This is a genomic window from Pseudomonas sp. EYE_354 (assembly GCF_023148575.1).
GTDB lineage: Bacteria > Pseudomonadota > Gammaproteobacteria > Pseudomonadales > Pseudomonadaceae > Aquipseudomonas.
Genome location: NZ_JAHXNQ010000008.1, coordinates 180907 through 193104, shown reverse-complemented (window position 1 = coordinate 193104; position 12198 = coordinate 180907). Strand labels below are relative to the sequence as shown.

Genomic DNA, 12198 nt, shown 5'->3' with positions numbered 1-12198 from the left:
CCATTTATCGTCGCCTGCGTGAAAAGTTTGCTTATTCAGAAAAACGGTCTAACTTCAATCGTCCATACGCAGCACCAAATAACTAATTATCTCGCAGCAACCGCTCTGGAACGCGGCTTTGCAAGGCAGCATATTGCCTGATGATTTAGCCCCAAGTCATTAATTCACAATGGAATGTGCCAATGAAGTGATCTGAGTCAGCTGTTTGATTAGCACACGGATTTATTCTGTGGTCTCTCTTCTCCTGCATTGGAGTTATGCAATGTCTGAATCTCCCGGAAAACTTCGACTGGGCGCATTGGTTGCACTGGTCGTGGGTTCAATGATTGGTGGTGGGATTTTCTCTCTGCCGCAAAACATGGCGGCCAGCGCCGATGTCGGCGCGGTATTGATCGGCTGGCTGATCACCGCCGTCGGCATGCTGACCCTCGCCTTCGTGTTCCAAACCCTGGCCAACCGCAAGCCTGACCTCGATGGCGGCGTGTACGCCTATGCCAAGGCCGGGTTCGGCGACTACATGGGCTTCTCGTCCGCGTGGGGGTACTGGATCAGTGCCTGGCTGGGCAACGTCGGCTACTTCGTGCTGCTGTTCAGCACCCTCGGCTACTTCTTTCCGATCTTCGGCGAAGGCAACACGCCGGCGGCGGTGATTGGCGCGTCGGTGTTGCTGTGGGCCGTGCACTTTCTGGTGCTGCGCGGGATCAAGGAAGCAGCGTTCATCAACCTGGTGACCACCGTCGCCAAGGTCGTGCCGCTGGTGCTGTTCGTGCTGATCGCTGTGTTCGCGTTCAAGCTGGAGATCTTCACCGCCGACATCTGGGGCCTGAAAAACCCCGACCTGGGCAGTGTGATGAACCAGGTGCGCAACATGATGCTGGTCACCGTGTGGGTGTTCATCGGCATCGAAGGCGCGAGCATTTTCTCGGCTCGCGCCGAAAAACGCAGCGACGTGGGCAAGGCCACCGTGATCGGTTTTATCACCGTGCTGCTGTTCCTGATGCTGGTGAACGTTCTGTCCCTGGGGATCATGACTCAGCCGGAACTGGCCAAACTGCAAAACCCGTCGATGGCGGCTGTACTGGAACACGTGGTGGGCCACTGGGGTGCGGTGCTGATCAGCGTCGGTTTGATCATTTCGCTGCTGGGTGCGCTGCTGTCGTGGGTGCTGCTGTGCGCGGAGATCATGTTCGCAGCCGCCAAGGACCACACCATGCCGGAGTTCCTGCGCAAGGAGAACGCCAACCACGTGCCGGCCAACGCCCTGTGGCTGACCAATGCCATGGTCCAGGTGTTCTTGGTGATCACGCTGTTTTCCGCCAGCACTTACCTGTCGCTGATCTACCTCGCCACCTCGATGATCCTGGTGCCTTACCTGTGGTCGGCGGCGTATGCCCTGCTGCTGGCGGTCCGCGGCGAGACCTACGAAAACGCCCTCAAAGAGCGCAGGAAAGACTTGTTCATCGGTGCCGTCGCGCTGATCTACGCGGTGTGGCTGCTCTACGCCGGCGGCACCAAATACCTGCTGCTTTCCGCCCTGCTGTATGCGCCCGGCGCGATCCTGTTCGCCAAGGCCAAGCATGAACTGGGCAAACCGATTTTCACCCCTGTCGAGAAACTGATTTTTGCCGCAGTGGTCATTGGCGCCCTCGTGGCGGCCTATGGGCTCTACGACGGTTTCCTGACCCTGTAATTGTTGTTCCTTGGAGGATCTGAAATGACCACGGAAAAAGTGAAGTACGGCGTACATTCCGAAGCCGGCAAACTGCGCAAAGTCATGGTGTGCTCCCCAGGTTTGGCCCACCAGCGGCTGACCCCCAACAACTGCGATGAACTGCTGTTCGATGACGTGCTGTGGGTGGCCCAGGCCAAGCGCGACCATTTCGACTTTGTGACCAAAATGCGCGAGCGGGACATTGATGTGCTGGAAATGCACAACCTGCTGACCGATATCGTTGCCATCCCCGAAGCGCTGGACTGGATCCTGGCGCGCAAGATCACCGCCAACACGGTAGGCCTGGGCCTGGTCGACGAGGTCAGTTCCTGGCTGCGCAGCCTGGAGCCACGCAAGATTGCCGAGTTCCTGATCGGCGGTGTCTCAGCCGATGACCTGCCAAGCAGCTTCGGCGGCAAGACCATCGAGATGTTCCGCGATTTCCTCGGCCACGCCAGCTTCATTCTGCCGCCGCTGCCCAACACCCAGTTCACCCGCGACACCACCTGCTGGATCTACGGCGGCGTGACGCTCAACCCCATGTACTGGCCGGCGCGACGTCAGGAAACCCTGTTAGCCAGCGCCATCTACAAATTCCATCCTGAGTTCACCAACGCCGATTTCCAGATCTGGTACGGCGACCCCGACCAGGAACACGGCGCCTCCACCCTTGAAGGTGGCGATGTCATGCCGATTGGCAACGGCGTCGTGCTGATCGGCATGGGCGAGCGTTCTTCCCACCAGGCCATCGGCCAACTGGCGCGCAACCTGTTCAAAAACAAAGCCGTGGAACGCGTGATCGTCGCCGGCCTGCCCAAATCCCGCGCGGCGATGCATCTGGACACGGTATTCAGCTTCTGCGACCGCGACCTGGTGACGATTTTCCCCGAAGTGGTCAACCAGATCGTGCCTTTCACCCTGCGCCCTGACGACAGCAAGCCGCACGGCATCGATATCCAACGGGAGAAAACCAACTTCCTGCAGACCGTGGCCGCAGCGCTCAACCTCAAGGCCCTGCGCGTGGTCGAGACCGGCGGCAACAGCTTCGCCGCCGAGCGCGAGCAATGGGACGACGGCAACAACGTGGTGGCCGTGGAGCCTGGCGTGGTGATCGGCTACGACCGCAACACCTACACCAACACCCTGCTGCGCAAGGCGGGCGTGGAAGTCATCACCATCAGCGCCGGTGAACTCGGCCGCGGCCGTGGCGGCGGTCACTGCATGACCTGCCCGATTATCCGCGACCCAATCGACTACTGACTTTCACACCTTGGCCGCCGCCCACAAGGCGCCGGCCAAGGGGATAACCTAAACCGAAGGAGATCCACCATGGCTTTCAATATGCGCAATCGCAGCCTGCTGTCGCTGATGCACCACACTACCCGCGAGCTCAATTACCTGCTGGACCTGTCCCGCGACCTCAAACGCGCCAAATACACCGGCACAGAGCGTCCGCACCTGCAGGGCAAGAACATCGCGCTGATCTTCGAAAAAACCTCGACCCGCACCCGTTGCGCCTTCGAAGTCGCGGCCCACGACCAGGGTGCCCACGTCACCTACATCGACCCGGTGTCGTCGCAGATCGGCCACAAAGAAAGCATGAAAGACACCGCCCGCGTGCTCGGGCGCATGTTCGATGCCATCGAGTACCGTGGCTTTGAGCAGGAAATCGTCGAAGAGCTGGCCAAGTTTGCCGGTGTTCCGGTGTTCAACGGCCTCACCGCTGAATTCCACCCGACCCAAATGATCGCCGACACCCTGACCATGCGCGAGCACAGCGACAAGCCGCTGCATGACATCAGTTACGCCTACCTGGGCGACGCGCGCTACAACATGGGTAACTCGCTGCTGATGATCGGCGCCAAGCTCGGCATGGACGTGCGCATCGGCGCGCCGAAAGCCCTGTGGCCACACGAAGACTTCATCAAGCAATGCCAGGCGTTTGCCGAAGAAAGCGGCGCGCGTATCACCATCACCGAAGACCCGAAAGCAGCCGTGAAAGGCGTGGACTTCATCCACACCGATATCTGGGTGTCCATGGGCGAGCCGGTCGAAGCGTGGGACGAGCGTATCGAGCAACTGCTGCCGTACCAGGTCAATGCCAGCATGATGAAAGCCTCGGGCAACCCTCGAGTGAAATTCATGCACTGCCTGCCGGCGTTCCATAACAGCGAAACCAAGGTTGGCAAGGACATTGCCGCGCGTTATCCGAACCTGGCCAATGGCGTGGAAGTGACCGAAGAGGTGTTCGAGTCGCCGGCCAACATTGCCTTTGAGCAGGCGGAAAACCGCATGCACACCATCAAGGCGATTCTGGTGTCGGCACTGGCGGATATCTAAAGGCCACACGGTCAAATGTGGCGGGGAGCAAGCTCCCTTCCACAGGGTGTCCTGTGCTCACAGGCTGAACTCTAGAAGGATTGCATTATGCGCATCGTCGTAGCCCTGGGCGGCAACGCCCTGCTCCGCCGTGGTGAACCCATGACCGCGGACAACCAACGCGCCAATATCCGCATCGCCACAGAACAGATCGCCAGGATCCACCCCGGCAACGAACTGGTGATCGCCCACGGCAATGGCCCGCAAGTCGGCCTGCTGTCGTTGCAGGCGGCGGCCTACACCAGCGTTTCACCCTACCCGCTGGACGTGTTGGGCGCCGAAACCGAAGGCATGATCGGCTACATCATCGAACAGGAACTGGGCAACCTGCTGGACTTTGAAGTGCCCTTCGCCACGCTGCTCACCCAGGTGGAAGTGGACGCCAAGGACCCGGCCTTCCAGAACCCCACCAAGCCCATCGGCCCGGTGTACAGCAAGGCTGAAGCGGAAAAGCTCGCTGCCGAGAAAGGCTGGGCCATCGCCCCCGATGGCGACAAATACCGCCGTGTGGTTGCCAGCCCTCGCCCTAAACGCATTTTTGAAATCCGCCCGATCAAGTGGCTGCTGGAGAAAAAGGCCATCGTGATCTGCGCCGGCGGCGGCGGCATCCCGACGATGTATGGCGAAGACGGCAAGCTGCGCGGCATTGAAGCGGTGATCGACAAAGACCTGTGTTCGTCCTTGCTCGCCGCGCAACTGGATGCCGACCTGCTGGTGATCGCCACCGACGTCAACGCCGCTTTTATCGACTTCGGCAAACCGACCCAGAAAGCGATCAGCCAGGCTCACCCCGACGACATGGAAACACTCGGCTTCGCCGCTGGCTCCATGGGCCCCAAGGTGCAAGCCGCGTGCGAGTTCGCCCGCCAAACTGGCAAAACCGCGGTGATCGGTTCACTCTCGGACATCGAAGCCATCGTCCAGGGCACTGCCGGCACACGCATCAGCACCGCAGCACCTGGCATCACCTATCTGTGAAGTAAAGGAGAGACGCCTATGGCCACCTTTGAACCCGGTCACCTGCATATCGAGCGACATGCACTGAACAAGGACGATGTCAGCTACGACCTGTGCCTGGACTACGAAGTCATCACCCATGATCACGAAGGCAAGGGCATGCAGTTCACCCTGCATGGCAGCATTCAAGGCACGGATATGAAGGAAACGTTCTTCCTGCCCAAGGATCAGGCGTACAACTTCGCCAGCAATGTGACCAAGATTGTCGAAAAGTACGGTATTCCCAAAACCCATAGCAGCGTCGGCGCGCAGCACAAGCACTACGACTTGATGTTTGAAGACGTACGCGTGCAGCTGGATATGAAATCCGGCGATCCGGTCAAACCCGAGCACTTGGCGTAGCGACACTGCAAATCCCTCGTGTGGAGCGGGCACACCCGCTCCCACATTTTTGATCTCTGTTTGCCCTCAGATTTCACCTGACCCCTTCCACCAAGGCATACTTGCCGCCTCTCGCTCTTCAGAATCGTCTCCATGCGTATCCACGTCAGCTTTATCGACCGCGTCGGCATTACCCAGGAAGTCCTGGCCCTGCTCGGTGGGCGTAATCTCAACCTGGATGCGGTGGAAATGGTGCCGCCCAACGTATACATCGATGCGCCGACGCTCAGCGCCGAGGTGCTTGAAGAACTGCGCGATGCGCTGTTCAGTGTGCAGGGTGTACAGGCCGTGACCGTGGTCGACATCCTTCCCGGCCAACGTCGCCACCTGCAACTGGACGCCCTGCTGGCCGCCATGACCGACCCGGTCCTGGCGCTGGACAGCGCGGGCAAGATCCTGCTGGCGAACCCGGCACTGATCGCTCTCTATGGGCGCGAACCTGCCGGGGAAAGCATCGCCGAACTGTTCAACGACGCGGCGCTGCTCGACACCCTGCTGGAAAACGGCTTTCGCCTGCCCCTGCGCGAGATCAGCGTCAACGGCCAGACCTTGCTGCTGGACGCGACGCCGATCACCGACGCCGGCGCGCTGCTCACCTTGTATCAGCCCAACCGTATCGGTGAACAACTGTCGGCGCTGCACCACGACCATGCCGAAGGCTTTGACGCGCTGCTCGGCGAATCGCCGGCAATCCGTACGCTCAAGGCGCGCGCGCAGCGAGTGGCGGCCCTGGATGCGCCGCTGTTGATCCAGGGCGAAACCGGCACCGGCAAAGAGCTGGTGGCCCGCGCCTGCCACGCCATCAGCGCGCGCGCCAGTGCACCGTTTCTGGCCTTGAACTGCGCCGCGCTGCCGGAGAACCTCGCCGAGAGCGAGCTGTTCGGTTATGCCCCCGGCGCCTTCACCGGCGCCCAGCGCGGCGGTAAACCCGGGCTGATGGAACTGGCCAACCAAGGCACGGTGTTTCTGGATGAGATCGGCGAGATGTCGCCGTACCTGCAGGCCAAGTTGCTGCGCTTTCTGAATGACGGCAGCTTTCGCCGGGTCGGCGGCGACCGCGAAGTGAAGGTCAACGTGCGCATCCTCAGCGCCACCCACCGCGACCTGGAAAAAATGGTCAGCGAAGGCACCTTCCGCGAAGACCTGTTCTACCGCCTCAATGTGCTCAACGTCGAAGTGCCGCCCCTGCGCGAACGCGGCCAGGACATCCTCCTGCTGGCCCGCTACTTCATGCAGCAGGCCTGCGCGCAGATTCAGCGCCCGGTCTGCCGCCTGGCGCCCGGCACTTACCCGGCGTTGCTGGGCAACCGCTGGCCAGGCAATGTGCGCCAGTTGCAGAACGTGATCTTCCGCGCCGCCGCCATTTGCGAAAGCAGCCTCATAGATATTGGCGACCTGGACATCGCCGGCACCTCGGTGGCACGCCAAAGCGACGGCGAAATCGACAGCCTGGAACAGGCCATGGAAGACTTCGAGCGCGACCTGCTGGAAAAGCTCTACACCCACTACCCCTCGACCCGCCAACTGGCCAGCCGCCTGCACACCTCGCACACGGCCATCGCCCATCGCCTGCGCAAGTACGGCATCCCCAACAAGCCCTGAGCAGGGAAGCTGGTTAACGGTGGCGCGCGGCTCTCGGTGGTGAGCGGGCTTGCCCCGCGCCGGGGCTGCGCAGCAGTCCTCAAAAGCCCCCTCCCACCCAAACCCACCTGCACATTTGGTCTGAGAACGACATCCGCTGTACTGAAAGCGCTACAGTGGAACGATATCGCTACAACCCTGCTTTTCGCGCGCCATGCAAGGCTTTGATCCACATAGGCTTTTTTTCGAAGGTCCGACTGTAGCGAAATCGCTACAGCTGAATGGCATAACGTCATAACCCATTTTATTAACTTATTGAATTATAAGGATTTAATAACATTGGCCGCGATTTTGCTTGGCAACCCCCATTATTCCAATCCCGTCCACCAGACGAATCTGGCCTTGAGGAGTTTCCATGAGCGAGTTGCGTTTCACTGAAGATCACGAATGGCTGCGCGCCGAAGCCGATGGCAGCGTGACCGTAGGCATTACCGCTTTTGCGCAGAACGCGCTGGGCGATGTGGTTTTCGTGCAACTGCCGGAGTTGCAGGCCTACGACAAGGGCGCTGAAGCGGCCACCGTGGAGTCGGTCAAAGCAGCCAGCGGCGTTTACATGCCATTGGACGGAGAAGTGCTCGACGTAAACCCGGCCCTCGAAAGCAGCCCTGAACTGGTCAACGAAGACCCAATGGGCCAAGGCTGGTTCTTCCGCTTTAAACCGGCCGATGCCAGCGCAGTGGCTAAGCTGTTGGATCAGGATGCGTACGACCGCCTGATCAAAGCCAACGCTGAAGCCTGAGGAGCGCGCCATGACGATCAACTTGAGCACCGCCAACGAATTCATCGCCCGCCACATCGGCCCACGCCAGGAAGATGAGCAGCAGATGCTCGCCAGCCTGGGCTTCGATTCCCTGGAAGCCCTGAGCGCCAGCGTCATCCCGGAAAGCATCAAGGGCACCAGCGTGCTCGGCCTGGAAGACGGCCTGAGCGAAGCCGACGCCCTGGCCAGGATCAAAGCCATCGCCGGCCAGAACCAACTGTTCAAGACCTACATCGGCCAGGGCTACTACAACTGCCATACGCCGTCGCCGATCCTGCGCAACCTGTTGGAAAACCCGGCCTGGTACACCGCGTACACGCCGTACCAGCCGGAAATTTCCCAAGGCCGCCTGGAAGCGCTGCTCAACTTCCAGACCCTGATCAGCGACCTCACCGGCCTGCCGATCGCCAACGCCTCTCTGCTCGACGAAGCCACCGCCGCCGCCGAAGCCATGACCTTCTGCAAACGCCTGAGCAAGAACAAAGGCAGCAATGCCTTCTTCGCCTCGGTCCACAGCCACCCGCAAACCCTGGACGTACTGCGTACCCGTGCCGAGCCACTGGGCATTGACGTGGTGGTGGGCGATGAGCGCGAACTGAGCGACGTGAGCGCGTTTTTCGGCGCCTTGCTGCAATACCCGGCGAGCAACGGTGATGTATTCGACTACCGCGAACTGACCGGACGCTTCCACGCCGCCAACGCACTGGTGGCCGTGGCCGCCGACCTGCTGGCCCTGACCCTGCTGACCCCGCCGGGTGAGTTCGGCGCCGACGTCGCCATCGGCAGCGCGCAACGCTTCGGCGTGCCGCTGGGCTTTGGTGGCCCGCACGCGGCGTACTTCTCTACCAAGGACGCGTTCAAGCGCGACATGCCGGGCCGTCTGGTCGGGGTGTCCGTGGACCGTTTCGGCAAGCCGGCCCTGCGCCTGGCCATGCAGACCCGCGAGCAACATATCCGCCGCGAGAAAGCCACCAGCAACATCTGCACCGCCCAGGTGCTGCTGGCCAACATCGCCAGCATGTACGCCGTGTACCACGGGCCCAAAGGCCTGACCCAGATCGCCCAGCGCATTCACCAGTTGACCGCGATCCTGGCCAAGGGCCTGACCGCACTGGGGCTCAAGGTCGAGCAAGCGCACTTCTTCGACACCCTCACGCTCAACATCGGCGCCGCGACCGCTGCCCTGCACGACAAGGCCCGCACCCAGCGCATCAACCTGCGTGTGGTGGATGCCGAGCGTGTTGGCGTGTCCGTCGACGAAACCACCAGCCAGGCCGATATCGAAGCACTGTGGAGCCTCTTCGCCGAGGGCAAAGCACTGCCAGCCTTCGCCGAGACGCAAAGCACGCTGCCCGCCGCCCTGCTGCGCCAGTCGCCGATTCTCAGCCACCCGGTGTTCAACCGCTATCATTCGGAAACCGAGCTGATGCGCTATCTGCGCAAGCTGGCCGACAAGGACCTGGCCCTGGACCGCACCATGATCCCATTGGGCTCGTGCACCATGAAGCTCAACGCCGCCAGCGAAATGATCCCGGTGACCTGGGCCGAATTCGGTGCCTTGCACCCGTTCGCCCCCGCCGCACAAAGCGCCGGCTACCTGCAACTGACCACCGAACTGGAAGCCATGCTCTGCGCGGCCACCGGTTACGACGCGATTTCGCTGCAGCCCAACGCCGGATCCCAAGGTGAGTACGCCGGCCTCCTGGCCATCCGTGCCTACCACCAGAGCCGTGGCGACGAACGCCGCGACATCTGCCTGATTCCCTCGTCCGCCCACGGCACCAACCCCGCCACCGCCAACATGGCCGGTATGCGTGTGGTGGTGACGGCCTGCGACGCCCGCGGCAACGTTGACATCGAAGACCTGCGCGCCAAGGCCGTCGAGCACCGCGAGCACCTCGCCGCGCTGATGATCACCTACCCGTCCACCCACGGCGTGTTCGAGGAAGGCATCCGTGAAATCTGCGGGATCATCCACGACAACGGCGGCCAGGTGTACATCGACGGCGCCAACATGAACGCGATGGTGGGCCTCTGCGCACCGGGCAAGTTCGGCGGCGACGTGTCCCACCTGAACCTGCACAAAACCTTCTGCATCCCTCACGGCGGTGGCGGCCCCGGCGTTGGCCCGATTGGCGTCAAGTCCCACCTTGCGCCGTTTTTGCCCGGTCATGCGGCCATGGAACGCAAGGAAGGCGCGGTCTGCGCCGCACCGTTCGGCAGCGCGAGCATTTTGCCGATCACCTGGATGTACATCAGCATGATGGGCGGCGCAGGCCTCAAGCGCGCCTCGCAACTGGCGATCCTGAATGCCAACTACATTTCCCGTCGCCTGGAAGAGCACTACCCCGTGCTGTACACCGGCAGCAACGGCCTGGTGGCGCACGAATGCATCCTGGACCTGCGCCCGCTCAAGGACAGCAGTGGCATCAGCGTGGACGACGTGGCCAAGCGCCTGATCGACTTCGGCTTCCACGCCCCGACCATGTCGTTCCCGGTGGCTGGGACGCTGATGATCGAGCCGACCGAAAGCGAATCCAAGGAAGAACTGGACCGTTTCTGTGACGCCATGATCGCCATCCGCGAAGAAATTCGCGCCGTGGAAAACGGCACCCTGGACAAGGACGACAACCCGTTGAAAAACGCGCCACACACCGCCGCCGAACTGGTTGGCGAATGGAGCCACCCGTACAGCCGTGAGCAGGCGGTGTACCCGGTTGCGTCGTTGATCGAAGGCAAATACTGGCCGCCGGTGGGCCGCGTCGACAACGTGTTTGGTGATCGCAACCTGGTGTGTGCGTGCCCCTCAATCGAGCTTTATGCATAAAGCAGCTGCAAGCATCACGTTGCAAGCCGCAAGAAAGAGCCGCTGGGCTTTTACTTGTCGCTTGTAGCGTGTAGCTCGCCACTGCGCCACCAGGAGCCACCATGTCTTTAAGCGTGTTCGACCTGTTCAAGATTGGCATCGGCCCTTCCAGCTCCCACACCGTCGGCCCGATGCGCGCCGCCGCGCGTTTTGTCGAAGGCCTCAAGCGCGACAACCTGCTGAGCAGCACCACCGGCCTCAAGGTCGAACTCTATGGCTCCCTCGGCGCCACCGGTAAAGGCCACGGCAGCGACAAGGCCGTATTGCTGGGTCTGGAAGGCGAACACCCGGACACCGTGAACACTGAAACCGTCGCCGCACGCCTCGCGCAGATGCGCAGCGACGGCCGCCTGAACCTGCTCGGCGAACACAGCATTGCGTTCAACGAGAAAGAACACTTGGCGATGATCCGCAAACCCCTCGCCTATCACCCCAACGGCATGATTTTTCGCGCCTTCGATGCCGCCGGTATCCAGATCCGCAGCCGCGAGTACTACTCGGTCGGCGGTGGTTTTGTGGTCGACGAAGACGCCGCCGGCGCTGACCGTATTGTTGAAGACGCCACGCCCCTGACCTTCCCCTTCAAGCACGCCAAGGACTTGCTCGGTCATTGCACCACCTACGGGCTGTCAATCAGCCAGGTGATGCTGACCAACGAAAGTGCCTGGCGCCCGGAAGCGGAAACCCGCAGCGGCCTGCTGAAGATCTGGCAGGTGATGCAGGACTGTGTGGACGCGGGCTGTCGCAATGAAGGGATTCTGCCCGGTGGCTTGAAGGTCAAGCGCCGCGCCGCGGCCCTGCATCGCCAGTTGTGCAAAAACCCGGAATCGGCGTTGCGCGACCCGTTGTCAGTGCTCGATTGGGTCAACCTGTACGCCCTGGCGGTCAACGAAGAAAACGCCAATGGCGGGCGCGTGGTGACGGCGCCCACCAACGGCGCGGCCGGGATCGTGCCGGCGGTGCTGCATTACTACATGCGTTTTATCCCCGGCGCCAACGAAGACGGGGTGGTGCGCTTTCTGCTCACTGCCGCCGCCATCGGCATTTTGTACAAGGAAAACGCCTCGATCTCCGGCGCCGAAGTCGGCTGCCAGGGTGAAGTCGGCGTGGCCTGCTCCATGGCCGCAGGCGCGCTGTGCGAAGTTTTGGGCGGCAGCGTGTCCCAGGTGGAGAACGCCGCCGAGATCGGTATGGAACACAACCTCGGCCTGACGTGCGACCCGATTGGCGGCCTGGTGCAGGTGCCCTGCATCGAGCGCAACGCCATGGGTTCGGTCAAGGCCATCAATGCAGTGCGCATGGCCTTGCGCGGCGATGGGCAGCACTTTGTATCCCTCGACAAGGTCATCCGCACCATGCGCCAGACCGGCGCCGACATGAAAAGCAAATACAAGGAAACCGCCCGTGGCGGTTTGGCGGTCAACATTATCGAGTGCTGACGCC

General features: G+C 61.6%; 9 protein-coding genes. All 9 read left to right on the top strand.

What is annotated here, in order from left to right; translation table 11 throughout:
- Positions 1–262 precede the first annotated feature (262 nt).
- Positions 263–1690 carry an arginine-ornithine antiporter gene (gene arcD, locus KZX66_RS13465; protein WP_248080057.1) on the top strand — a complete coding sequence of 476 codons (1428 nt, stop codon included), beginning with the start codon at positions 263–265 and terminating at the stop codon, positions 1688–1690.
- Between the two features lie 24 nt (positions 1691–1714).
- Positions 1715–2971, top strand: a complete 1257-nt coding sequence (gene arcA, locus KZX66_RS13460) for an arginine deiminase (RefSeq protein ID WP_248080055.1) — start codon at positions 1715–1717, stop codon at positions 2969–2971.
- 69 nt (positions 2972–3040) lie between these two features.
- Entirely contained in the window at positions 3041–4051 is a 1011-nt protein-coding gene (locus KZX66_RS13455) for an ornithine carbamoyltransferase (protein WP_248080053.1), read from the top strand.
- An 87-nt stretch (positions 4052–4138) separates the two neighbouring features.
- A complete protein-coding gene (arcC, locus tag KZX66_RS13450) occupies positions 4139–5068 on the top strand; it encodes a carbamate kinase (protein WP_248080052.1) in 930 nt (309 codons plus the stop codon).
- An 18-nt stretch (positions 5069–5086) separates the two neighbouring features.
- Entirely contained in the window at positions 5087–5449 is a 363-nt protein-coding gene (locus KZX66_RS13445) for a DUF5064 family protein (protein ID WP_248080050.1), read from the top strand.
- 132 nt (positions 5450–5581) lie between these two features.
- Positions 5582–7090 (top strand): sigma-54-dependent transcriptional regulator, encoded by a 1509-nt coding sequence (locus KZX66_RS13440; RefSeq protein ID WP_248080049.1) that lies wholly within the window; start codon positions 5582–5584, stop codon positions 7088–7090.
- 394 nt (positions 7091–7484) lie between these two features.
- Entirely contained in the window at positions 7485–7868 is a 384-nt protein-coding gene (gene gcvH / locus KZX66_RS13435) for a glycine cleavage system protein GcvH (RefSeq protein WP_248080047.1), read from the top strand.
- Positions 7869–7878: 10 nt separating this feature from the next.
- Positions 7879–10716 carry an aminomethyl-transferring glycine dehydrogenase gene (gene gcvP, locus KZX66_RS13430; RefSeq protein ID WP_248080045.1) on the top strand — a complete coding sequence of 946 codons (2838 nt, stop codon included), beginning with the start codon at positions 7879–7881 and terminating at the stop codon, positions 10714–10716.
- Positions 10717–10817: 101 nt separating this feature from the next.
- Positions 10818–12194, top strand: coding sequence for an L-serine ammonia-lyase (locus KZX66_RS13425; protein ID WP_248080043.1), 1377 nt, complete (start codon positions 10818–10820; stop codon positions 12192–12194).
- The last annotated feature ends 4 nt before the right edge of the window (positions 12195–12198 follow it).

Bases quoted from the DNA above. Each gene is read 5' to 3' on its own strand.
- KZX66_RS13440 (WP_248080049.1), top strand. From the start codon at position 5,582: ATGCGTATCCACGTCAGCTTTATCGACCGCGTCGGCATTACCCAGGAA.
- arcA (WP_248080055.1), top strand. From the start codon at position 1,715: ATGACCACGGAAAAAGTGAAGTACGGCGTACATTCCGAAGCCGGCAAA.
- KZX66_RS13455 (WP_248080053.1), top strand. From the start codon at position 3,041: ATGGCTTTCAATATGCGCAATCGCAGCCTGCTGTCGCTGATGCACCAC.
- gcvP (WP_248080045.1), top strand. From the start codon at position 7,879: ATGACGATCAACTTGAGCACCGCCAACGAATTCATCGCCCGCCACATC.
- arcC (WP_248080052.1), top strand. From the start codon at position 4,139: ATGCGCATCGTCGTAGCCCTGGGCGGCAACGCCCTGCTCCGCCGTGGT.
- KZX66_RS13425 (WP_248080043.1), top strand. From the start codon at position 10,818: ATGTCTTTAAGCGTGTTCGACCTGTTCAAGATTGGCATCGGCCCTTCC.
- arcD (WP_248080057.1), top strand. From the start codon at position 263: ATGTCTGAATCTCCCGGAAAACTTCGACTGGGCGCATTGGTTGCACTG.
- KZX66_RS13445 (WP_248080050.1), top strand. From the start codon at position 5,087: ATGGCCACCTTTGAACCCGGTCACCTGCATATCGAGCGACATGCACTG.
- gcvH (WP_248080047.1), top strand. From the start codon at position 7,485: ATGAGCGAGTTGCGTTTCACTGAAGATCACGAATGGCTGCGCGCCGAA.